General features: G+C 43.3%; 20 protein-coding genes, 2 tRNA genes and 1 pseudogene. 11 read left to right on the forward strand and 12 right to left on the reverse strand.

Annotation, left to right across the window (positions count from 1 at the left end):
* Positions 1-46 precede the first annotated feature (46 nt).
* Positions 47-1,750, reverse strand: a complete 1,704-nt coding sequence (hflX, locus tag H6G48_RS17140; RefSeq protein WP_190722633.1) for a GTPase HflX — start codon at positions 1,748-1,750, stop codon at positions 47-49.
* A gap of 1,549 nt (positions 1,751-3,299) precedes the next feature.
* Between hflX and H6G48_RS17145 the strand changes: the two genes are divergently transcribed.
* The 3 genes from H6G48_RS17145 (at position 3,300) to H6G48_RS17155 (ending at position 5,625) form a co-directional block, all read left to right on the forward strand.
* Entirely contained in the window at positions 3,300-3,443 is a 144-nt protein-coding gene (locus H6G48_RS17145; protein WP_155119813.1) for a hypothetical protein, read from the forward strand.
* 190 nt (positions 3,444-3,633) lie between these two features.
* The gene (locus H6G48_RS17150) at positions 3,634-5,460 is read left to right on the forward strand and encodes a peptidoglycan DD-metalloendopeptidase family protein (RefSeq protein WP_190722634.1); all 1,827 of its coding nucleotides are present in this window, start codon (positions 3,634-3,636) and stop codon (positions 5,458-5,460) included.
* A gap of 91 nt (positions 5,461-5,551) precedes the next feature.
* Positions 5,552-5,625, forward strand: a tRNA-Met gene (locus H6G48_RS17155).
* A 357-nt stretch (positions 5,626-5,982) separates the two neighbouring features.
* Here the strand turns inward: H6G48_RS17155 and H6G48_RS17160 are convergent.
* Positions 5,983-6,825 (reverse strand): methyltransferase domain-containing protein, encoded by an 843-nt coding sequence (locus tag H6G48_RS17160; RefSeq protein ID WP_190722635.1) that lies wholly within the window; start codon positions 6,823-6,825, stop codon positions 5,983-5,985.
* A gap of 200 nt (positions 6,826-7,025) precedes the next feature.
* Here H6G48_RS17160 and H6G48_RS17165 point away from each other — a divergent pair, with 200 nt between their 5' ends.
* The 5 genes from H6G48_RS17165 to H6G48_RS17185 all read left to right on the forward strand — a co-directional run bounded on the left by H6G48_RS17165 (position 7,026) and on the right by H6G48_RS17185 (position 12,231).
* Positions 7,026-8,099 carry an extracellular catalytic domain type 2 short-chain-length polyhydroxyalkanoate depolymerase gene (locus H6G48_RS17165; RefSeq protein ID WP_190722636.1) on the forward strand — a complete coding sequence of 358 codons (1,074 nt, stop codon included), beginning with the start codon at positions 7,026-7,028 and terminating at the stop codon, positions 8,097-8,099.
* A gap of 60 nt (positions 8,100-8,159) precedes the next feature.
* Complete coding sequence (locus H6G48_RS17170; RefSeq protein ID WP_190359639.1) at positions 8,160-8,711, forward strand: phasin family protein; 552 nt, start codon at positions 8,160-8,162, stop codon at positions 8,709-8,711.
* 94 nt (positions 8,712-8,805) lie between these two features.
* Positions 8,806-10,011 (forward strand): FAD-dependent hydroxylase, encoded by a 1,206-nt coding sequence (locus H6G48_RS17175; RefSeq protein ID WP_190722645.1) that lies wholly within the window; start codon positions 8,806-8,808, stop codon positions 10,009-10,011.
* Positions 10,012-10,103: 92 nt separating this feature from the next.
* A tRNA-Pro gene (locus tag H6G48_RS17180) sits at positions 10,104-10,177 on the forward strand.
* A 131-nt stretch (positions 10,178-10,308) separates the two neighbouring features.
* A complete protein-coding gene (locus H6G48_RS17185; RefSeq protein WP_190722637.1) occupies positions 10,309-12,231 on the forward strand; it encodes a S9 family peptidase in 1,923 nt (640 codons plus the stop codon).
* A 61-nt stretch (positions 12,232-12,292) separates the two neighbouring features.
* Here the strand turns inward: H6G48_RS17185 and H6G48_RS17190 are convergent.
* From H6G48_RS17190 to dnaB, 5 genes and pseudogenes are all read right to left on the reverse strand, one after another.
* Positions 12,293-12,612, reverse strand: a pseudogene (locus tag H6G48_RS17190) (IS5/IS1182 family transposase); the annotation flags it as partial.
* An 18-nt stretch (positions 12,613-12,630) separates the two neighbouring features.
* Positions 12,631-12,939, reverse strand: coding sequence for a hypothetical protein (locus H6G48_RS17195; RefSeq protein ID WP_190722646.1), 309 nt, complete (start codon positions 12,937-12,939; stop codon positions 12,631-12,633).
* A 39-nt stretch (positions 12,940-12,978) separates the two neighbouring features.
* Positions 12,979-14,295: a family 10 glycosylhydrolase gene (locus H6G48_RS17200; protein WP_190722638.1), complete on the reverse strand. Its 1,317-nt coding sequence runs from the start codon at positions 14,293-14,295 to the stop codon at positions 12,979-12,981.
* Between the two features lie 92 nt (positions 14,296-14,387).
* Entirely contained in the window at positions 14,388-15,965 is a 1,578-nt protein-coding gene (locus H6G48_RS17205) for a glycosyltransferase family 39 protein (RefSeq protein WP_190722639.1), read from the reverse strand.
* Between the two features lies 1 nt (position 15,966).
* Positions 15,967-17,724: a replicative DNA helicase gene (gene dnaB / locus H6G48_RS17210; RefSeq protein WP_190722640.1), complete on the reverse strand. Its 1,758-nt coding sequence runs from the start codon at positions 17,722-17,724 to the stop codon at positions 15,967-15,969.
* A 312-nt stretch (positions 17,725-18,036) separates the two neighbouring features.
* On the opposite strand from dnaB, the gene cobM reads away from it, so the two are divergent.
* A complete protein-coding gene (cobM, locus tag H6G48_RS17215) occupies positions 18,037-18,825 on the forward strand; it encodes a precorrin-4 C(11)-methyltransferase (RefSeq protein WP_190722641.1) in 789 nt (262 codons plus the stop codon).
* Positions 18,826-19,196: 371 nt separating this feature from the next.
* Here the strand turns inward: cobM and H6G48_RS17220 are convergent, their stop codons facing one another.
* From H6G48_RS17220 to H6G48_RS17240, 5 genes are all read right to left on the reverse strand, one after another.
* Positions 19,197-19,664: a TspO/MBR family protein gene (locus H6G48_RS17220; RefSeq protein WP_002799098.1), complete on the reverse strand. Its 468-nt coding sequence runs from the start codon at positions 19,662-19,664 to the stop codon at positions 19,197-19,199.
* Positions 19,665-19,673: 9 nt separating this feature from the next.
* Positions 19,674-20,015 (reverse strand): translation initiation factor, encoded by a 342-nt coding sequence (locus H6G48_RS17225; protein ID WP_002781759.1) that lies wholly within the window; start codon positions 20,013-20,015, stop codon positions 19,674-19,676.
* 82 nt (positions 20,016-20,097) lie between these two features.
* A complete protein-coding gene (locus tag H6G48_RS17230) occupies positions 20,098-21,621 on the reverse strand; it encodes a cryptochrome/photolyase family protein (RefSeq protein WP_190722642.1) in 1,524 nt (507 codons plus the stop codon).
* 2 nt (positions 21,622-21,623) lie between these two features.
* Complete coding sequence (locus H6G48_RS17235) at positions 21,624-21,782, reverse strand: hypothetical protein (protein ID WP_002750171.1); 159 nt, start codon at positions 21,780-21,782, stop codon at positions 21,624-21,626.
* A gap of 138 nt (positions 21,783-21,920) precedes the next feature.
* Positions 21,921-23,054, reverse strand: coding sequence for a HetZ-related protein 2 (locus H6G48_RS17240; RefSeq protein WP_190722643.1), 1,134 nt, complete (start codon positions 23,052-23,054; stop codon positions 21,921-21,923).
* 89 nt (positions 23,055-23,143) lie between these two features.
* Between H6G48_RS17240 and H6G48_RS27540 the strand changes: the two genes are divergently transcribed.
* Positions 23,144-23,188, forward strand: coding sequence for a helix-turn-helix domain-containing protein (locus H6G48_RS27540; RefSeq protein ID WP_110980728.1), 45 nt, complete (start codon positions 23,144-23,146; stop codon positions 23,186-23,188).
* Between the two features lie 640 nt (positions 23,189-23,828).
* Complete coding sequence (locus tag H6G48_RS17250; protein ID WP_242034676.1) at positions 23,829-24,146, forward strand: hypothetical protein; 318 nt, start codon at positions 23,829-23,831, stop codon at positions 24,144-24,146.
* Positions 24,147-24,228 lie beyond the last annotated feature (82 nt).

The raw sequence follows: 24,228 nt of genomic DNA on the forward strand, positions 1-24,228 counted from the left end.
CTCCTGACTCCTAACCCCACCAACAGACTTATTCAGCCAACCCTAATTAAGCGGTTAAATCGATTAACTTTTGTTTTAAAGTTTCCAATCCTAGCCGACGAATAGCCGAGATAAAAACAGCTTGGGGATATTTTTCCTTAGCTATTTCCAAATCGTCGCTTTTTACCTGATCCAACTTATTAAACACCATTAACATTGGACCAGTTTGAATCGGCATCTCCGAGAGGATTTTTAATACCGAGGCAATCTGACTTTCCCAAGCTGGATGGGACAGATCCACCAGATGGAGTAAGGCGTCTGCTTCCGTTACTTCCTCTAAAGTTGCCCGAAAAGCATCCACCAGCGAGGGGGGTAATTCGTGGATAAAACCCACCGTATCGGTTAGTAAAAGGGTGTGAGAGACTTGGGTGAGGGGATCGGTAATAGTTAAGCGTCGGGTGGTGGGATCGAGGGTAGCAAACAGTTGATCGGCGGTATAAACTTCGGCAGCGGTGAGCGCATTAATTAAAGTAGATTTTCCCGCATTGGTGTAACCGACGATCGCCACACTGGCTACATCTTGTTTTTGCCGTTGTTTGCGTAAACGGGAACGATGAGCTTGCAGTTGATCCACCTCATCCTGGAGACGGGATAAACGACGTTGAATAGTTCGGCGTTCTGTTTCTAATTTTGTCTCCCCCGGTCCGCGAGTGCCAATTCCTCCCCCTAATCTCGACATAGCTAATCCGCGCCCAGTGAGACGGGGTAAAGTGTATTCTAATTGGGCTAATTCTACCTGTAGTTTACCCGCTTGGGATTGGGCCCGTTGGGCGAAAATATCCAAGATCACCTCGGTGCGATCGACCACTCTCACCCCGATTTGATTCTCTAGATTGCGAATTTGGGCGGGAGAAAGGTCGCGATTGAATACAACTAAATTAGCCCCCGAAGTTTGCACCTGTAGGGCGATTTCTGCCACTTTTCCCGAACCGATCACTGTTTGAGGATGGGGATGATCCCGTTTTTGTCGGGTGACTTGCAAAACTTTGCCCCCGGCGGTATCAACTAAACGTTCTAATTCGCTTAAACCGTCCTCAAACTGGCGATCGCTCATACCGTCGGTGATTAAACCAACCAATAGCACCCGATCTTCGGCTGTATCAACGGTTATAGCGGTAAATTCTCGCTGAAACTCCGCCTCTAGTCCTTCCACTAACTCTAAAAAGTCCTGTTTGCTTAAATCCTCTAGATTTAAGGGAGGGGAGACAGACCAGTATATATTACTATTGACATTTGTTTGACTTTGTGGTATAAGATGCGCCAGATAGACTTGCTCCACATAACCGGTCGCCCCACCACCGCGACGGATCATGCCTGTACCGGTTAGGGTTAAGATCACCAGTGCGTCTAATCTTTGCACAGCCATGGCGGTTAAACTGGATTCTTTTGGCGGTTCCTGCTTGAGTTCCGTGGCGATACAACGAATTCCGCAAAGACGTTCGGAACCGTAGCGGGGTAGTTCCAAGAGAGAAAATTGGGTTTGTCGGGGGGTTCCCACTCCCACACGAATTACCTGGCCGCGACGGTTGATATAGGTGCAGAGGGGTTGATGGATATCGGTACTGATAGCCGCCAGTCTTTGGGCGAATTCTGGGGTGGTGAGAGTATCAATAGGCAAGCTTTCATGGTACAGCCTTTGTAGCTGTTTCATCTGACTGGCTTTCAGTCCCTGGGTATTGCCGAAGATGGTATCGATAGGCTTTCCTCGCAATTAGGATTTTATCTATTATTGTAGCGATTATGAGACTCGCTGCTCCTTGAGGGCGTTTCTCATCAAGATGAAGTGTAACCTAATTTGCTGCTGATTCAGAAGTAGCGATGATGGCTTAACGCTTTACTTTCTTGGCCATTGTAGTCATGGATAAAATACCAAAGGGACACCCAAGGGGATTCTCCATTTTTTTAGAGAACGATAGACTCTCTCTCACTAACCGGAAAACCCGTTGTCGAAAAGTATTATTTAGGGTCTGCTGAAAAAGTTTGTTGGTGGGGGCAGGGTGTGGCCCCCACCAACCCCGCCCCCCCTGCCCCCCCGACCCCCCCGATGTCGGGGGGGCAGGGGGGGTGTAGGGTTTTACCGATTTTGAGGTAGTCAGTTACCTAATTTTCAGGGAAAAAGTCCCGGAATTTTACCTCTGATCACTCCCAGTCCGGTACTTTTTGATTGACAAAAAGTCTAAAAGTCTTACCCAACAAGGTTTTTAGATTTATTCAGCACACCCTAGATAAAAACCAATAACTTCTCCAGTGTTTGTATCAATAGCCAATCAAATATATACCTTGACTTTTTGAGAGAATACGAAGGTTCATATCCCATCACCTTCCACCCTTATCTGACGGGGAACAGCCGCCAATTTATTATTGTTGACATAATTTTGTAACCATAGAAAACCCTACTTGACTATCTTGAGACGGATGATTCATTAGTGGGACTTAGGCGTTTTCGGTCATCAAAAAAGGCTCAAACCATTACGGGACAAAGGGTTAACCTCGATTTATGATTTTCCTTGATCTATCTGGGTTTCAGCGATTTTGGGCTTCTCGAAGTAAATCCCAAGCGGGGATTGGAGTTGAGGCTTTTCTCGATTTGTTTTTTGTCTAAGTCCCATTAGGGGTATTTCTAGACCATTTCTCTACTGTGAGAAGATACCTGGCGATCGCCGCTCTGGAATTAGCCAAGCAAATGCTGATCCTAAATCTGGTTATTAAAAACTGATTATTTATTCTCCCCTACCCCCCCCTTGCCCTAGGGCTGTTTCATTCTCCGAATCTAATTCTTTTTTTGCTACCTTTAATCCCTTATAAGGTAAGCAAAGCACGACGTTTTTAAAAATTTTCAGCTATGTATTTCCGAGAAATCGACTAAAAACGTTGCCAGATAAGGATTTGAGAGAATGACATTTCAGAGAATGAAACGACCCTACTCCAACGGGGGGTTTGGGTAGGGTTGATTCATGAATCAACCCTACCTAGCGGGGGGGTTGCCTTTTGCATGAGTGCATGAGTGCCTGTCCTTATAAGTAGCCTATGCTCAACGGATTTAGTATGACAGCCTTTTTCTGATCAAGACGAAGTGTAACCTAATTTGCTATGGACGACCGACACCTCGCACCCCACACCCTGCCCCCAGAAAAAATTTTTTCGGCAAACCCTATTTATCCGGTATTGACCTTGAATAGCCATCGTTGCCCCTTGTTTCCTGTCGAGCGGCGAATGATTAATAATTTCTTTGTAAATTGCAAAACAGATAAAAAATTTCTATGAAAAAACTGGCAAAAATTGGCAAGACCAAAAATGCTGATCAGCTTGGAACAACTGAGATAGAGCATCGTCAATCTGGACATTCAAAATGTCACCAACTTGCCGTGATCCCGATGCTAATAGTCAGAGGGAGACTTGCATAATTTCAAAATCTAAGTTAATCTCTCCTAAAAGTCACCTTTAGGTATTTTGACTAAAAAGAAAGTTGCCTAACTTCTACTCTAGCCTCAAGGCTAATGCTGAAAGCTAGAATCATCGGCTTAATCGACTGGCTCTAGCTAACTCTTTACACCACAGGAGGTCTGTTTGAAAGAGACTTTTATCCCCAACCCCATGACATCCGCTACCCCAGAACAGAATTGCACTGCTGAGTCTAACCGAGTCCGTTACTCAGTTGCTCTACTGGGATTAGCACTCTCTCTGGGAGTACCTAGCATTCTCAACTCCACCTCAGAATCAGCCCAGGCCGCCAATTCTGTACCCTTAGAATGGGAAGTGATCGACCTGTCCCAAAAAGCCAAGGATGCGGGTAAAAAACTAAAAGAACCGCAAATAATCCAATCCCAAGCACTTGCTACCGTCAAATTCATCGCCACATCAGTGGTTGAGCATCAGGTAAAACCGGGAGAATCCCTGTGGAGTTTAGCCGACACCTATCAAACCACCCCTACAGCGATCGCTAACCGCAATCATCTCCCCCCCCAATCCGATCTGATTATCGGACAAACCTTAAAAATTCCCACTCCTGAGCAGTTGCCCCCGGCAGCCCCGGCAGCAACTCCTGAGCAGTTGGATAGTTCCTCTGCTAGTCTGCGTCAAACCCGTCAACGTCTCCAAGAAAGTTTGGCCGCCCTACGGACCGAGGAAATCCCCCATCAGTCCGATTCCGGGGAAACAGTAATCGTCACCGAAACTACCGCTCTCGTTCCCGATAATTCGCCAACCACTGTCGAGATTCCCGTTATTGCTCCCCAAGAATCGCCCCGACCAACCAGCCAGGTGATCCCGATTCCCGTTCCCACCCCTGAAAGCGATCGCCCGATAGCCACAATTCCCGTTAATCCTCCCTTAACCAGCAGACCGGAAATTCCCAGCGTTGCCCTACGAAATCCGGCTCCTGTGACTGAAATTCCCGCCGTTCCCAATCCTCGGGTCATAGTTCCCCCAGAAAACCAAGTTTATCGGGTTCGGCCAGGGGATACCTTAAACACGATTGCTCGCGCTCTCGGCATCACCCCCGCCGAATTAGCCAGGGAAAACGGCATTGACAACCCCAACCGGATTAAAGTTAATCAAACCCTAGTGATTCCCGACCGCTCTGCCAACGCTAGAGTTAATCAAAATCTTACTTCCTTGGTCGGCGATCGCCAGAGATTGTCCTTTAACCCCAGCAATCGACAAAATTTGCCCGCCGCAACCGCCACCACGGAGACGGAAGAATTCCCCGAAAATATCACCGGCAGCTATCGGGAAAGATTGCGCCAAGAGGTGGCTAATCTGCGGGAAACTAACCTTTCGGAAACCCAGAAAAGTATCGCTATTCCCGTCGATAATCCCGCAGAAACTGTCGATGCTCGGCAAATAACCCCTAATCCCCAATGGGATGCCCTTCGTTCTCGTTCTAACCAAAGCACCCCCCCACAGATTATCGGTTCGGCTCCTACCAATGTGGAAGAATATAATGATCGCCTACGAATTCCCGTCGGCGAAACCGTAGAACCTTCCCTTCCTCCCCTCGCTAATCCCGATGAGTATTTACCTAATCCCACCCCCATTTTTACCGGCTTTATCTGGCCCACTAGAGGTGTGTTAACCTCCGGTTTCGGTTGGCGCTGGGGCAGACCTCATCGCGGCATCGATATCGCCGGCCCAGTGGGTACACCCGTTGTGGCGGCGGCTGCCGGTGAAGTAATCGCCTCCGGTTGGAATTCTGGCGGTTATGGCAATCTGGTGAAACTGCGTCACCCCGATGGTAGCACCACTCTCTATGCCCATAACAGCCGTCTGCTGGTGCGTCGCGGCCAAACTGTTCAGCAAGGCGAGCCAATCGCCCAGATGGGTAGCACCGGTTTTAGCACCGGCCCCCACCTACATTTCGAGGTTCACCCCTCCGGCCAGGGCGCAGTCAATCCCATGGCTTTCCTGCCAGGCAGACGTTAAAGATGCCCAGAGAGGGAAGATTTTTTCTTCCCTTTTTCGCTCTTGTGCAATTGGGTGATTGTGTGTTATGATTGATAACTGTGTAAACAACGGCTTAGTAGCTCAGTTGGTCAGAGCAGGGGACTCATAAGCCCAAGGTCGGCAGTTCAAATCTGCCCTGAGCCATTTTCGGAAAACCTAAGTGTAGAATTTTAGAAATACAAAATTTTGCTTTTTATCTCGTTCCTAGGTAGAACCTGGGAACGCTCCCTTCGGGTTCTACCTGATCACTGTTCCCCACCAAAGCCCTTTTTTGATTCCTGAAAATTCGCACCCATAAGTATGGGAAAGGACTTGACTTTGGCGGCGGTTTGCGTTATGCTTTTCTTATAATGGGAATCTGTGCAAATTTTGAGGACTGCATATATTACCATTATGAATAAAATCTTTTAAAAATATTATCTCAAAATCTCCCCACAAAAGCAAGCAAAATTTTGCCAATAATTGTTAAGTTTTGTTAAAAAGAAAGGGAGAGAGCGGCCTTTATTTTTTCCCTTGCAGTAAGCCAAAACGAATTAAACCCGACTCGTAACCGCGCCGCATTAACCCTAAAGATAAAGCTCCTTGGATAGTAGTGTAACCGCTTGCTAACAAACCAGCGATCGCATCTGTGCTGAGGGCCGAGTCAATCACCACATCCCAAAAAGCGGCCACCGATAGAGACCAATCATCGGTTTTTAGGTCTCGAAAGCCAATGTCACGGGCAATATCGGCGTATTCTGGCAAAGAAATCACATAGGGGAGACAATAAACCCGATAAATCTCGTTTAATAGTTTAATCTCCCCTTCCGTTAAATTACCGGCGAGGGAAGTGGTGGGACGATGACACCAAGTGGCCATCAAAAAAGTGCCCCCGGGCTGCAAAACCCGATAACATTCCCGCAGAAATTGCCTTTTATCGGGCATATGTTCGCCACTTTCCAATGACCAGACCAGATCAAAATTATCGTCAGGAAAAGGGGTTTTTAGGGCATCAGCCACACAAAAACTGACTTGTCCTTCTAAATTGAACTCTTGCGCTCTTTGGCTGGCTCTAGCGGCTTGTACTGGGGATAGGGTAATCCCCACCGCTTGGCTGTGAAATTTTTCGGACAGATAAAGACTACTGCCACCAATGCCACAACCTAGATCGAGAATCTGATTAGCACTGGTGACATCACCCCAAGTTAATAATTCTTCTATTAAATCAATTTGTGCCTGACGGCGATCGAGTTTAATCTTGCCGCCCCGACCGTAGTAACCATGGTGCATATGTTCGCCCCAAATCCTTTCCCATAGTCCACTAGAGGAGTCGTAAAAATCGGCTATTCGTTGCTCAAGTTCCATGGTGATTTCCTAGTTAAGAGAGGCACTCTTGCCAGAGATTAGCCAGATATGTTATACCAAATCCTGTTTAAAAAGTACAGCAAAGTGGGAAGTGGCAAGTGGGTTTTCAAAGTTCGATGTGTTTTACTTTATCTTAATATCATTCGATCTTGTTCGACTTTATCTTAATATCATAGGTTCCGATTTTTGCAAGAGGTCTTATGATTAAGGCAGGATTAAAACTACTGGCTGTTTTGATGTTTAGTATTTTTAGCTTCAATGGGGTGGTCTTGGCCGAGGAAGCACCCAAGCTATCTGGTTATCAGGCAGATTTAAGCCAAACATCTGTTTCTGGCCTTTCATCAGGGGCTTTCATGACGGCTCAATTCCATGTGGCCTACTCAGATAGGCTGGTGGGAGCAGGTATAATTGCTGGCGGTCCTTTTTTTTGTGTAGGTTCTTACGAGACGGATCCAGAGCAATTTTTCGAGCAAGCGACATCAACTTGCATGAATCCTCTGACTGAGTCAGTAGGACCGGATGGGAAAAGATTATTTAAAAAAGCGCAAGAACTGGCCAGTGCCAACAAAATTGCCGATCTCAACAACTTAAAAGATGATCGGGTCTATCTATTCAGTGGTTCAAGTGATCGCGTAGTTAAAACTGTCGTCGTTGACAAGGTAAAAGATTTTTATCAAGCTGCCGGCTTGCCCTCAGAGAATATTAAATACGACAAGAATATTAATGCCGGTCATGGCATAATTGTCGAGGAGTCTAGGGTGTCATGTTCAGATACTAAGTCACCCTTTATAAACGACTGCGATTTCATGCAATCCCATCGGATTTTAGAGCATATTTATGGCAAGTTGAATCCACCAGTTGAATCTAATAGATTAAGTGGCCAGATTATTCGGTTTGACCAGAGCGAGTTTATTGACGGTAAAAAGACGAGTATGAGTCGGGAGGCTTATGTTTATGTACCTGAAGCCTGTAAAAAAGAAAGCTGCAAAGTTCATGTAGCTATTCATGGTTGCAAACAGGGGGCAACGGAAATTGATGATACTTACTACACTAAAACCGGTTACAATGAAATAGCTGATACCAACAGGATAATTGTCTTATATCCCCAGGTTGAACCGTCAGCATTAATCCCTTACAATCCCCAGGGATGCTGGGATTTTTGGGGATATTCTAGTGCAGATGCAGATAATCCTGTCTTTTATACTAGAGAGTCTCCCCAGATGAGGGCAATTGTCGCTATGTTAGAACGGTTGGCCGAACCGCGCCCTCAATAATTCAATCTTTTTGCTGGCACAGACAGAGAAATACATTAAGCAGTTTACGAGGAAACTACCATGCAAAACGAGCTAGTTAAACAGTGGATTGACTCGAACAAATTGGCAATAGAGTCCTTCAAGAATATTACGGCCACTAATGTGAACGCGATGGATGCCATGTTAACAAGTTTTGTTAACCCCAGCGCCTTCGCCGAACTAAGCAAGGGTTATCTAAGCTTGACCAAAGAATTGGGGGAAGTTTATACTGATAGTATTAATGAACTATTTCAAAGCCAACTGAAGCTGGTGAATTTACAGGCAACCTCTGAGTCTTTTAAGGACTTGGGTGAAATTTATGTCAGTTCGATGACCAATATCGGACTAAAGCAAGCAGAATTGATGAGCCTGTATCTAGAAACTACAGCCAAGTATCTAGAGATATTAAAGGGTGCTCAAAAAGTAGATGATCTATTCAATGTCCAAACCAGTATTTTTAGCGAACTTCAAGAAAAGTTGAAGGGGAATATGCTCGAAACAATGGGAGTTCTTAACTCTATCAATACTGCTCTGGATAATTGGACTCAAAAAAGCCTTGACGCATTCGCATCTGATGAGACTATCAATGGCTAGGTGGGGTGAAGACAATCAAACCCGACAGCAACCCCGAAGATCGTGTCAGAATAGATCAGTGTAGTCACTGATGATCTTTGAGAAAAATATTTATATGTTAGGACGGGACAGCTACGATTTAATCATTGTCGGGGGCGGTATAGTCGGGACCACCCTAGCGGTGGCCTTAAAAAATACAGGATTAAATATCGCTATGATCGAGGAACGTCCCCTAGAGGTGGCCGCCTGCCGTCGTCAAGCTTATGCCCTCTCGCTGATGTCCAGCAGGATTTTTACAGGCTTGGGTATCTGGGATAAAATCTCGCCCAGTATCGGTAAATTTCGTCATATTCGCCTTTCCGATGCCGATTTTCCGATTTTTGTCCCCTTTGTGGTCGATGAGCTAAAAACCGATTATTTGGGCTATGTGGGCGAACATCAAGTAATTTTAACCGCCCTGCACAAGGCCAGCCAAGATTGCGATCGCATTGACTGGTTATCCCCTGCTAAAGTGTTAGAAGTGGAGTACGGAGCAGAAACAGCCACTGTCACCCTGGCAGAAGCCGGTCAAACCCGAAAAATCACCACAAAATTAGTTATCGGGGCCGATGGGGCCAAATCCGCTATCCGGCAAGGGGCGCAAATTAAAACCAAAGGTTGGAAATATTGGCAATCCTGTGTCGCTTTCACCATTAAACATCAACTCGATCGCAACGATACCGCCTTTGAAAGATTTTGGCCCACCGGTCCGATGGGCATTTTACCGCTCCAGGGTAATCGCTGTCAGATCGTTTGGACAAATCCCCATGAAGAAGCGAAAAAACTGCAAGAAATGCCCGAAGCGGAATTTATCAAGAAATTAGAAGCATATACGGGGGGATTACTGGGAAAAATAGCATTAGTTAGCCCCCGCGCTCTCTTTCCCGTACAGTTAATGCAGAGTGATACTTATGTGAAACCCCGACTGGCTTTAATTGGTGATGCCGCTCACTGTTGTCATCCCGTCGGTGGTCAAGGTTTAAATTTAGGCATTCGCGACGCTGCCGCTTTAGCGCAGGTATTAAAGGAAGCAGCGGAAAAGCAAGAGGATATAGGAGCGCTTTCTACCCTAAAATCCTACGAAAAATGGCGTAGATCGGAGAATTTAGCGATTTTAGGCTTCACAGATTTTCTTGATCGTCTGTTCTCCAATAACTGGCCGCCCATCGTTCTCATCCGTCGTCTCGGATTGGCAATGATGCGCGGTTTTCCCCCGTTAAAATTGTTTGCCCTGCAATTAATGACGGGATTAAAAGGACGTATTCCCCAATTAGCTAGATAGCTGGCCACTAATTCCGGGGATGGGGGAGAAAGGAAGAAAAAAAAAGCTTGCAAAATGCTGCGATTATCGCTATGATGGTTAAGGTTCAATATCGGGGCGTAGCGCAGCTTGGTAGCGCACTACTTTGGGGTAGTAGGGGTCGTGGGTTCGAATCCCGCCGCTCCGATTGCAGAAAAACAGAGAGTTAGGTAGGGATGCAACCAATCCCTACCTTGTCCTGTTTACTGGGAATTCTCTTAATTTATCAGCGTTCCTGATCAAGTTAGTTCACCATTAAGATCACTGCTCTAGTCGAAAATGTCTCATCAAATATCAGCTTACGGTTCCTGGAAATCGCCGATTACCTCCGATCTAATTGTGGCAGCATCGATTAGTCTTGGCGGTGTAACTCTAGATGGAGAAGATATTTATTGGTTAGAAGGCAGACCACAGGAAAAGGGGCGAAATGTTTTAGTTAAATTAAACCCCGACGGCACAACTACAGACATCACTCCAGGGCCTTTTAATGTGCGAACTCGTGTCCATGAATACGGGGGAGGTTCCTATCTAATTGTTGCGGGAATTATCTATTTTTGTAATTTTGCTGATCAAAGAATTTATCGCCAAACTGCTGGTAGTTTACCCCAACCTCTGACCCCAGAAAATTCCTGTCGTTATGCGGATTTAATTCTCGATAAATTTGGCAATCGTTTAATCTGTGTTTGTGAAGATCATAGCAAAAAAGATCGAGAACCAGTTAATAGTATTGTTAGCATCGATGTGGATACGGGAAAAATAAAAACTTTAGTATCTGGCGATGATTTTTATACCTCTCCTAGCTTAAGTGCCGATGGTTCTCGATTAGCTTGGATTAGTTGGAATCATCCTAATATGCCCTGGGATAGTTCTTTTCTTTGGGTGGCCGATATTAATAATCTTTATTTGAGTAATATTCGGGTCATTGCTGGTGGTGAAAATGAGTCGGTGTGTGAACCGCGCTGGTCCGCCGATCAACATTTATATTTTACCAGTGATCGCAATAATTTCTGGAACTTTTATTGCTTTAACCACGATGAACAAATCGAACCAGTTCTCGAACCGATAGAGGCTGAATTTGCCTATCCTCATTGGGTTTTTGGTTTATCTAACTACGGTTTCGCCGGGGAATCAAAGATTATTTGTAGCTATACAAAAGATGGTCGTTGGTATTTAGGAAGTATCGATACTGTTAATCGAGAATTCCCAGAAATTATCACTGCTGATACTAACATTTCTTCCCTACAAGTTAGCGATAACAAAATAGTTTTTATTGGCGGTTCTTTCAAGGAAGTAACGGCGGTTGTCTCAATGGATTTAGCCACAGGAACGAGAGAAATTCTCAAATCTTCCAGTAATTTAACTATTTCTAGCGATTATTTCTCGATTCCGGAAATGCTCGCTTTTCCCACCAGTCAGGGACTAACGGCCTATGCTTGGTATTATCCCCCTAAAAATCCCGATTATACCGCCCCCAATGGCGAATTACCGCCCCTTTTAGTCAAAAGTCACGGTGGACCGACGGCCGCGGCGACCTCTAGTTTAAGTCTGCGGGTGCAATACTGGACCAGTCGCGGCTTTGGCTATCTAGATGTCAATTATGGCGGTAGTACGGGTTATGGTCGTCAATATCGTCAGCGTTTGCTGGGAAATTGGGGAATTGTCGATGTGGAAGACTGCATCAACGGGGCAAAATATTTGGTTAATCAGGGATTAGTCGATGGGGAAAGATTGGCAATTTCCGGAGGCAGCGCCGGTGGTTATACAACTTTAGCGGCCTTAACTTTTCATGATACTTTTAAAGCAGGAGCTAGTTATTACGGAGTTAGTGATTTAGAGGTTTTAGCCAACGATACCCATAAATTCGAGTCGAGATATTTAGATAAATTGGTGGGACTTTATCCTCAAGAAAAGGAAATTTACTATCAGCGATCGCCTATTCATTTTACCGCTCAGTTATCCTGTCCGGTGATCTTTTTCCAAGGTTTAGAAGACCGAGTGGTTCCACCCAATCAAGCGGAAATGATGGTAGAAGCTTTAAAAGCGAAAGGTTTACCCGTTGCTTACGTTCCCTTTGCGGGAGAACAACACGGATTTCGTCAAGCTGAATCGATAAAACGAGCATTAGATGCAGAATTTTATTTCTATTCCCGTCTCTTTGGTTTTACTCCTGCTGATAATTTAGAACCCGTAGAAATTAAGTAGTCGTGCCAAATTAATTTCCTAGGTTCGAGAGGCGCTGAGGCCAATTCAAGTCTGAATTGCATCACTGTCTGAGGCAAGAAGCTGCTATACCTATCCCTAACTCATAGTTATAAACAGCCGCCAAAAGGTTAACTCTTAAACTATATCTTCGACGACGATTCCGATATTTACAGGATAAGATTTTCAAGATTTTGAGTTTCCTATTTAGGGCTTGCTGAATAATGGTAAAACCCTAAATAAACTAAAATCATGGCCTCTGCCTTTCCCACAACAGAAACAGATAATTTTCTCTGTATTTTTATCAGCTACTAATTGGGATTTTAAAGTATGATAACCTCTTTTACCCCCCAAAAAATCTTTCTGTTTCTTTTGAGGGCGTTCACATAGTAAGTAACTAAATTAATTTTTGCAACCAAAGTTAACCAAAGTTGACCACTTAAGAAAAAAATCCATAAAATTCCCCAAATCATTATCCAGTCTAACTTCCAGACCATCCACACTCTCGCAAAAATCCTTAATCCTTAACTTGGGAAAAATCCCCAACTTTACTATCTTAAGCCCAAACTTTGTCAAAATATCCTGACAATCTCCCCCCACTCCGACCCCCAAACTTGGTGTTGCTAATTTGAGATATGAATCTTCTCTTGTGGGATTTTTAAAACCTAGACCCAAACTAAATTTTGGATACGATGCACAGTTGGCATTCATACCTTGATTCAGCAACGTCTCTGTGGGCAAAAATTGCTATTAACTACCCGGAGGGGGAATTACAGGAATTTCGATCCCGTCCGGTGCTAAGGGGGGAGGTGTGGGGGTTAGTTCTGGCTGGTCAGCAGGTTCAGGTGTACTAACTAAGGGAATATTTTCCACCACGGGAAGACGGGGAGTGATTGGTTGGGAAAACATCGCTTGAATTGCCGCTTTTCTGGTTTCTTGAGGTTCCAAAGCTTGCTGCCAGAGACTTTCATAAAAGAAGAAAATCACCCCTAAACCCCGTTGACGAGCAGCCAATACCTTTTCTTCAATCAAGGGTAGGGCAATCGGTCGATTGCGTAAACCGGTTAAAACCCCCACACCGGTGGGTATCGTTTGCTGGGTTTCCTGAATTTCGGGACGCTCTATTTGTTTGAGAAAACTGGGCAGATCGGGACGATAAACCTGTACGATCAACTCATCGACTAATCCTTGCCGCACCCAACCGAGCCAATCCTGTAAATGACCATTATAGGCGAATTCGTAGGGATTAGGGGCGATCGAAAGCAGTATATTCGGTTTAACTGCCTCAATTGATTCTTTGAGATTAGCCAGAAAAGCAGTGATTTGATCGGCCCGCCATTTTGTCCATTCGGGATCCCGGGGGTTAGCTGGGGGCGTTTTTTCGGTTTCCTGTTGATAAAGGGCGATAGTATAGGGATCATAGCCGAATTCGTTGGGTAAACTCAGATGATCGTCGAATTGGATGCCGTTAATATCGTATTGTCCCACCACTTCCAAGACTAATTCCCGCAGAAAATTCTGCACCTCGGGACGGAAAGGATTCAACCACACCACCTCACCGGCTGCCCCCACCCAAGTGGTCCCTCCGTCGCGTTTTTGGGTTAACCAGTCCTGATGTTTTAAGGCTAATTCCGAAGTGGGAGGGGCCATAAATCCGAATTCAAACCAAGGAATGACCAATAATCCCCTTCCACGGGTTTGTTCCACCAATTCTGCCAAGATATCTTGTCCCTGCGCTCCCGTAGGCACAAAAGGCTGTATTCCTTCCCGTTTGGCGATCGCACTAGGATAGAGAGCATAACCGGAATTCCAGACCACGGGATAGATAGCATTAAAATTAAGATTAACTAATTGCTCGATCGCCTGTTGTCGTTTATCCCTGTCCATCAGCATGGCTGTGTCGTTGGTGGTGATCCAAACACCGCGGATATCAGGATCTCGACTTTGAGAGAAAGCAGCGGAAAAATAGCCTAATAGTAGGACTATGAGAAAAGATGCTAAGAATAGTAGTATAGGGAGCTTTTTAAGAATTTGCCGCCAAGCGCTGGTCGGAATTAGAAAAGTCATTTCTTTAAGGTGAAGATTAACGGTTTTAACTGGTTATAATACCAGCTTTGCTCAAATATTTCAGGCTAGATTGACCCAAAATATATATTTACCTATTTCTTCCTTCGCCACAATTGACCTTGAGGATAGAAATAATCAAGACGAATATCGAATTGATCTAGGGCCAGTAATAACCGATTGGAAGGACGAAAAAGAAATAAGTTGACCCGGGGAATTTCTAGGACTTCTTTTAACTTATCGGTATCGGGGTTAGTGGTAGTCAGGAAGTATTGTACATCAGCATTAAGACGATAATTAAGGGAAAGCAAATCACCTAAGTTAGTCCAGTCATTACCTTCGTCGCTGATAACAATGGCCTTAGGTACAGCATTGATTTTTCTGGCAACTTCGCCATTCCAATAACTAGGAACTTTTGCCCAACTGGTTTCGGAAAGAGCATTATTGAAGTTCGATATTATACTAGCAGTTAACAAAAAAGTCAAGATAATTTTACCGAAAATTTTGTCTTGATTAAGCAATTGTGACAAGAAAAAAGCCACAGTTATATAGATAGTAGGAAAAGTCGCAATTAGATAGCGGGTAACAGTTGATCTAGTGGTGGTCAAAATTAGATCGGGAATGACTAAAGCTAGGAAAGGTACTAGGGTTGAGGTAATCAGAAAAGTAAAAGCTATGGGGTTATTGTAGCGATAAACTCGCTCAAAAGCATAGATAGTTAAGATTAAAAAAAACAGTCTATATATATAGGTGAAGATGTTATTAAAACCAAAATCGCTATCGCTAAATGGAGAAGTAAAAGTTAAGAGCCATAATTTACCGAACAATCCCCAATCGAGATAGTTAACGGCAGCCCAACTGGTGGAGTTAAAGGCCCTTTGAGAGTTAGTTAAAAAAACCTGTAACCAGGGTATATAGAAAATTATCATTGTTAACCCAGATAACAGGAAAAATATCAAGTTATTTTTTCGCTCTGGTTTGATAACAAGATACCAAAGTATAAAGGATGCTTGAGCAAATAAGTTAAGAATAAAAAAGAGATGGGTGTAGAGTCCGAGAGTATTAGCGACGGTGTATAAAGACCAATTAACAAGAGTTCTTTTTTTGAGGCATTTTAACAGCAGCAATTGACTAATTATCGTTAACAAAACTAAAAGACTATACTGACGAGACATTTGAGCAAATATTATATCAACTGGAGAGAGTGCCAATAAAATTACTGCTAAAATTCCCGTTAACTTTGCTGTAAATAATTCTAGAGATAGATAGTAAATAAATGGCAGAGAGAGCAGACTAAAAACAATTGCTAAACTGCGGGAAGAAGCGGGAGAAAAACCGAATATTTTTTCCCAATAGCGAGAGATAATAAAGTATAAAGGTGGGTGCTGAGGGTCTTCTTTAGCGAGAGATTTAATCGTATTAAAAACATGACTTTCGGGTTTCAGTTGTTGAAATTTTCCTAATTCTGTGGTAGATAAAAGACGGTTTTGAAAGATAGTATCAGCGATTTCCTTTGCTTGATAACCAGTGGTTCTAATGGTGGTGTAGGATTCATCATGCCAATAGATTTTTTTATCGATATTCGCAAAACGAAAAACCACACCGAGAGTTAGGATAATTGCCAAAAGTATTAAGAGCCAATTGGGAGTTTTATAATTAATAGTTGCTTTCATTTTAATAATTAGAGCGACTTTGTTTAAGATTAAGAAACTTGGTAAATTCTGGTTGAAAAAGTAGCTTAATTGTGCCAGTAGGACCATTACGATGCTTAGTAATAATTACTTCAGCCACACCTCGATCGGGACTATCGGGGTTATAATATTCATCTCGGTATAACATCATAATTAAATCCGCATCCTGTTCGATACTATTATGAACGATGATATTATTGGCAATAAAATTATGCAATTTATCTACTGTTAAATCATACACTTCTGTCTCTCCATCCGCTTGAATTGCCATAACTTCATCCCAATTAAACCTTAGGTCTGAATTACTCAGAGAGCGAGGTAAAGCGATATAATTACCGATATTTAATTCATCTAATCTTTGCCAACCGTGGACAGTCAAAAATTTATGATTGGCTGTAGCTCTAATCGTGCGACCTAAACGAGTTGTTAATCGAAAAACTGGCTTAAATCCTGTGGAAAATACCTTAGTTACCAGTGCTTTTTCTAATTTCATTGTTTCCTCATTAAGAGCAAAAACCGTAAAATTAGAGCAATTCACTAACTGACAAATTGGCACTTTAGCACGAGGATCGGCTAACTCAACTAAACTATCACCCGCTAAACATCCCGACTCGCGTAAATCGGACATCATCGGTCTTTTATTATTGCGAGATTCCACAGCGCGACTTAACTGAGAAAGAGCAATTACCGGAGCATGAATTTCTCTCGCTAAACCCTTAAGACTGCGGGTAATTTTGGAAATTTCCTGAACGCGATTATCACCTCCCCCTTCCATTAATTGCAGATAATCGATTAAAACTAATCCCATTTGCCCCTTTTTTTCTGCCTGTAAACGCCGCACTTGGGAACGCATTTGAATTACACTTAAATTGGCACTATCATCGATATATATGGGCAAATTTAATAACTTTTCTAGTCCCCCAAGAACCTTTTCTAAATCATTTTGTCCCAAACGTCCCGATCGAATCCGATTACTTTCGATTTTAGCCTCATTCGATAACAAACGTTGGGCCAATTGTTCCTTAGACATCTCCAAACTAAAAACCGCCACAGGTAAATTCTGTTGAGCGATATTATAGGCAATATTAAGAGCAAAAGAAGTTTTTCCCATGGAAGGCCTACCCGCGATAATAACTAAATCCGAGGGTTGTAAACCACTGGTCATCGCATCGAGATCATAAAATTGAGTTTCGATACCGGGTAGAGTGGTGGTCTCCTGCATTTTCTCAATTTCGTTAAAAGTTTCAATTAAAGTATCCCCCAGAAAAATTAAACCCTCTTGGGGTCGTTTTTGGGTGAGACGAAAAATCTTTTGTTCCGATTCATCGAAAACATTTTCTAATTCTAGCGTCGTATCCCTAGCTAATTCGATAATTTCTCCCCCAGTGGAAATTAACTGACGACGCATATATTTATCCATCACTAATTCCGCATAGCGATCAATGTTAGCAGCCGAGACAGTGCGCTCAATTAATTGTAACAATCGCGGCATTCCCCCGATTTCTTCCAGCAGATGATTATCCTGTAACCAACTGCTAACCGTCATTAAATCCGTCGGTTTTCCCTTCCCTTGTAAAGCAAGCGCCGCACGATAAATATCTTGATGGGTTTTCACATAGAAAGCTTCTGGAATTAAAAAATCACTGATTCTACCTAACGCTTTTGGATCTAGTAAAATACCACCTAAGATAGATTCTTCCGCTTCAATATTTTGGGGGGGGAGGGATTGATCGCTAATCATTGTCAATGCTGACCGTGCTTTATCATTAAGTAGGGAGGCACAATTATTTGTAGGATGGGTTAGCGGTAGCGTAACCCATGCGGACGTTGGGTTTCATGCTTCAACCCAACCTACGTTCATCTTATATTTAATTCCACCCACCCACTTAATTATAGTCAGTTTTACCCTAATTAAATACAAATGTTCAGGTTAATGATAGGATTCAGTATTCAGGAGACAGTATTCAGTATTCAGGAGATTGTTTTTATTTATTCTCCCCACACCCCACACCCCACACCCCACACCCCACACCCCTTGTAAACAGGATTTAGTATGACTTTAATTGACTCCTCTCCTCTCCTCCCGGCCGTCTATTTTATTGGTGCCGGTCCCGGAGATCCGGAATTATTGACGGTAAAAGCCGATAAAATTCTCCAAAAAGCCGATGTTATCCTCTTTGCTGATTCCCTCGTCCCCAAACAGATTCTTGAGGATAGTCGTAAAGATGCCGAGTTAATTCCCACCAGTAGCATCACCCTAGAGGAAATTATCCCTTTAATGATCGATCGCGTGCGTCGGGGTTTAGCGGTGGTGCGACTGCAATCGGGGGATTTAAGTCTCTATAGTGCCATCCAAGAACAAATTCATCTTTTGACAGCAGCAGATATCCCCTTTCAGCTAATCCCCGGAATTAGTGCCTTTCAAGGATTAGCGGCCAAATTGTCCCTAGAATTAACGATTCCGGAATTAGTCCAGACAATTATTCTAACCCGGGTGGAAGGAAAAGCATCTCCCATGCCAGCAAGTGAAGAATTAGCCTCTTTAGCCGCTCATAAAGCCAGTTTATGCCTATATTTAGCCGCCCGTCATGTTGACAAAGCCCAGGAAAAACTCCTAAAATACTACCAGCCAGAGCAACAGGTGGCCGTTTGTTTCCGTCTCGGTTGGCCTGACGAAAAAATCTGGGTTGTCCCCCTGTCAGAGATGGCCCAACTAACCCATCGGGAAAATTTAACTAGAACTACCCTTTATCTCATTAGTCCCGCTTTAAACCAGATTACAGGAACTCGATCGCAACTTTATCACCCGCAACATTCCCATCTTTTCCGTCCTCATCCCTAGGTATTTTCTGGGAAGTCTATCGAAAGAAACACTAGGTTTCTACCTAAAGTTAGAGTTAAAGAGCGGCGATTTTGTTTAAAATCGCAGTAGGAGGTAGGACAATTTTAAAAGCTTTTAAAATTAGTCTAACAATCCATGCACAGCTGCCCTATATGTTCGGGAATTACCCTTCGTCACCTTGTGGCTAGTCGTGCTTACTGGTATTGTCCTCACTGTCGTCAGGAAGTCCCTAACTTCCTTGATTGCTCCAGTCCAGCCAAGGTAAAGGTAGAGCGAGTTAAAGTGCGAAAAACAGTCTAGATTTTCAAGTTGGTAGATGGCAATAAGATCTGTGGGATGGGTTAATTTTTAACCCATCCCACTTTACCTGTCTAGACATCCCGAGGATTGAGATGGCTCATTTCCCAAGTCACATAGGTACCGATCGGACTCCAAATCAGGTAGGGTAGGAGTAGGATGCCCGCCCAAGAAGAAACAGGGAAAACCAATAGCGCCAGAAGACAACCCAAGAAAAAACCCGTACCTCCGATAATCGTTCCCGCTTTGAGACTGCGTAGTTTACAGGTGACGGGAGTATAGGCAGTAATAGTCAATTCCACCAACAGATAAAAAGCCATCAAAAACCAGCGATTAGCCGGTTGAGCTTCCCAGACTAAATAAGCAGAAATTGCCCCACAAATATAGATAATTGTCCAGATAAGAGGGATTAATCTTTCAAAGGTTAACCAATCGGGACGACGCAATCGCGCAAACCAACGTACATCGCGAGAATTGAGTAATCCCCCAGCTAACGCTACCAAAAATCCCACGACACCGATAAGCAACCAAGAGGGAATCATGATTTTAAGCTATCCTCCGCTAATTTTGGCTTTGTAACCCGATTCAATGAGAATTTGTACAATTTTTTGGCGATGATCTCCTTGGATCTCAATGGTATTTTCTTTCACTGTACCACCCGTTCCGCAAGCGGTTTTTAACTGTTTTAATAATTTCGTCAGAGTTTCGGTTTGGCATTGAAAACCTGTAACTATGGTAACGGTTTTTCCCGCACGACCAGAGCGGGAGGTTTGTACTCGCAAATTCTGCTGATTTGGGGGTAATTCAGGAATGGAACGCTCAAAAGCTTGAGAATTACTTTCATTTCCAAATTCCTGATAGGCAATCCGGTTTTTTTCCTTTGATTTACTCATATAGCAATTATCATACTGGGTTTGGGGGTTGGGGTTTGGGGGTTGGGAAGTGGGGAAGCTGTCTCATCACCCTATCACCCTATCACCCTATCTCCTCCTGACTACTGATAGCTCGTAATTGGTTGGACTGGTAGCGCATTTGATTAAGTTCAGCTGCCGACATTCGATCGAGATGACCTAAAATCATATTAACTCGACCTTGGGATTTTAATTTTTCTCGATGTCGTGCCAAAAAATCCCAGTAAAGAAAGTTAAAAGGACAGGCTAAATCCCCGACTCGTTCATTTTTTTTATACAGACAACCCCGACAATAATCACTCATTTTATCAATATAGTTGGCCGAGGCGGCGTAGGGTTTGGAGGCGAGAATTCCCCCGTCGGCAAATTGTCCCATTCCCAGTACATTAGTCTGCATTACCCAATCGTAGGCATCGATAAAAACACTATGAAACCAGTTTTCAATCTCTTGGGGAGAGCAACCAAAAATTAAGGCAAAATTGCTCAAAATCATTAATCTTTGAATATGATGGGCATAACCAGTATTTTCCACCTGTGATAATACTTGTTTGAGGCAATTCATCTCGGTTTGGTTACTATCCCAAAAGAAAGCCGGTAAGGGTTGTTGATGCTCAAACCAATTATGATTAGCGTAATCTTCTCCCAGATAATGATAAATCCCCTGCATATATTCCCGCCATCCCAACACCTGACGGATAAATCCTTCGATGCTATTTAGGGCTAAATTATCTTTTTTATAGGCAATTTCTGCCCCTTGAATCACTTCCAACGGCGTTAGTAATCCTAGATTCAGATAGGGAGATAATAGGGAATGCCAGAGGGTTTCTTCTCCCGTTACCATCGCATCTTGGTAGGGTCCAAAGTTGGGCAGACAATTAGTAATAAAATGCTCCAAAACCTGTAAAGCTTGTCTGCGGTTTACTGCCCAGGTAAAAGGTTTGATTTTTCCATATTTAGGAATATCTAAAGCTTCCACATCAGCGATAACCTGAAGGGTAATTTCATCGGGTTCAAACCAAAGAGGAGCAGCAGTTTTTAATCCATCCTTGGGCGGTTTACGGTTTTGTTTATCAAAGTTCCATTGTCCTCCTATAGGTTGATTATCCTCGATTAAAATCTGCCACTTTTTGCGACTTTCTCGATAGAAATCCTCTAGTAATAGTCTTTTACGAGATTTAGCCCAATTATTAAAATCTGTCCTTGTCCAGAGAAAGTGATTATTATCAATTATGTTTATAGCACAGTCTAAATTAAGATTTTTGATTAATCTAAGAAAAGGTAAATCATTAGGCATCATAATCTGTAATTCTTTAATACCTAATCGTTTAATCCAAGCAGATAAAATCGGCTTAAAATCTTCAGCAACTTCGTAGGTTACAGACCATCCTAAAGTTTTTAATTCTTCGGCAAAATGACGCATCGCCGACCAAATTAAAACTAATTTTTGCTGATGATAGGGTCTTTGTCGAATATGATTGTGGGATTCAATTAAAATAACCGGCGTTTCCTGTGAATAGGCTTGACGATTAGCTAAGGCCGCTTGTCCTGTCCATAATTGATCCCCTAAAATCCAAATACCAATGGTCATAATTATTTCATTGCCTCGACTATTCCCCCGTATTTTTTAGCCATAATATCCGCCATTTCCCGAGCAGAAAATTTACTGGCTTTATCAATGCTGGGGGTAAATGTACCCGTAGAGGTTAAATAATGGGTAAATACCCCGACTTTTTTGCTAATAATCCACATATTTCTTGAAGTCAAAAATCAAAAAGGGGATGGTAATTATGAATTATGAATTAGGAATTATGAATTAGGAATTGGGGAGATGGGAAAAAAAGCTGTCTCCTGACTCCTGAATACTGACTCCTATCTCCTGACTCCTGATTAGGTTTTTGTCCTGAGACTTTGGGCGCTTAGATAAAGTTGCGTCCATTCTTTGACCACTTGTGTGCGTTTACAGTTTAATTCGCCGGCGATTTCCTCAAGGGTTTTACCCGCTTTTAAGCCATCGATAACGCTTTTACCCCTGGGAGAAAGGCCAGCATAGTAACTTTGCCATTGACTGAGAGTTAAGCCAAAATTATGCTCTTTCGGGCTGATTTGTAACCATTCACTGATTAATTCTGTCCCTTCCTTGAGGGCAAAAACCTTAATCGCATGATAGCCAACTTTTTCCCGGAGACGATAAATCCGTTGAATGGGAATATTCATCTCTTTGGCGATCGCATCTGGGCTTTCGCCCCCTAGATAGAGGTTAAACCAAGTCACCGCCTCCGGACTAACATTTTCCTCTAGATACTTAGCAAAACTCTCTTGAACTTTTGCCCGTTGAATTTGCGCTTCTTGGCAAGTGCGTTCATCTTCGTAGGTAGCGATCGCATTTTGATCCAGTAAACTTAGGCTATTTTCCCCCTCATCGCCACTAATTTCATCGGAGAGAATCCGGATCATTTCTTGCTGCGGCACGTTAGTGATACCGCTTTTCGATTGACGACGGAGATAATTAACAAAACGATAGGCTAACAGGGGTTGATTGCGAATCGGACGCAGGGCGTATTCCTCGAGGGTGGCTAACAGCAGCCGATCGCGAGTAGTTTGATCGGTGGTACAACGAGCGATCCATGCTAACTGGGATTGCAGATAGCGATCGCTATTTAACATTTCTTGAATAATTTCTTGCAAGACATCGGCCACCGCTTGCCGACGATCGCGACTTAAGGAAACCCAAGTGCGAATTTGTTGCCGGAGAGTGACACAAGCGCCGAGACGATCAATCAGGTTACGATAGCCGCGGGTGGGACTAACTTTCAGATAGCGTTGCTGTAAAATTTGCCAAAGATAGACTAATCCTCGTTTAGCGATTTCTAAATCTCTCTGGTCCAAAGTTTCCCAACGTTGGCTATCTTCACCGAGTAACCAATTGATAATGGTATCCCGTTGGCGATCGGTTAAGGAATCCTCTGTTTGCCGGAGGCGATCTTGCCATTGTTGCCTTAACTCGTCGATTCTTGTCGTCATCGAAAAATTGGGTTCCAAACCCCGTCTTTTTAGGACGGCTTTAGTTTGAATATTAGCGCATTTACACGATATATGCTAGAACCTGAGCCATGGAGAAAGCCTATCGCTACCGATTTTACCCAACACCCGACTAGAACGAACTAATCAATTAAGTCTTTTGCCGGATCAGGATTTAGTCGATTTATGCCCCCCGATCAAACCATACCAAGTAACGAAGAGCCACCCTAAAGCAAGCCCTGCAAACCTCGAACTCGGCAATCTAACATCCGAAATGGGATTTCCTCCTTTGGCAACGTTTGGAACTGGATGTGAAGAATAGAATCCTCGGATTAGAGTACAATCATCGCATCGGCTCAAATCGGATCGAGGGAAAGTTCTGATGGTTTGAGTTTCGCCATCATGACAGTCTCTTTCAGCAGCCAACTCGCGAAGTTGCCTGAGAAATGTTCGGCGAGGAATCGGCAAGTGTTATATAAGAAGCGAATTAGAACACAATCTTCGGTGTAAGGACTTGATCGCTTAGGGGGTGATGGAATATTATAAGGATAGGTTTTTTCAGTGAGCCATTCATGCGGATGCGGAGGTTAAGTCCTTAATTTTGATTACGGTTCGACCGAGCGCTCAGTGACGTTCTTCTCGGCGATTTGTGACAAAGGGTATTGTGAACAGTTTCTTGGGTAACTAAGCCATGAAAGCCTTGTCCAGACTCCATTTGAAAAGCTATAGATCACAAGAAACCCAAGAAAGCTAAATTGATTCGCATCTGGCTTAAATATGAAAAAAACACTAAGATTACTGACTATTTTATTCATCTTCATACTGTCGCTAGTTATAACTGCGTACCCTGCTTTTGGACAACTAAAGGAAGGTAATTTAATTTGGACGACGAAAAAAGAAGACATATTTTATATTTTAAGAAGTAATAACACTGAACCATCTATATTTCTTGATATTCCAAAAACATTTAATATTGAGGAGAAATATGAGACAGGAATCAATCTGGTTAGTAGTGGGAAATCTATTTTTTGGCTGGATTATGATTATGAGTTTAAAGCAGAAATGTTGAATCTCGTAACAAAACTTTACATTTAAGAACATGACAACCCCAGAACGCCATTTTTCAGATTGAATAGACAATTTTCCTAAACCAGTGTACATAGCTGATATGTTGACA

This window comes from Microcystis flos-aquae FACHB-1344 (assembly GCF_014698375.1).
In the GTDB taxonomy this organism is placed as follows: domain Bacteria; phylum Cyanobacteriota; class Cyanobacteriia; order Cyanobacteriales; family Microcystaceae; genus Microcystis; species Microcystis aeruginosa.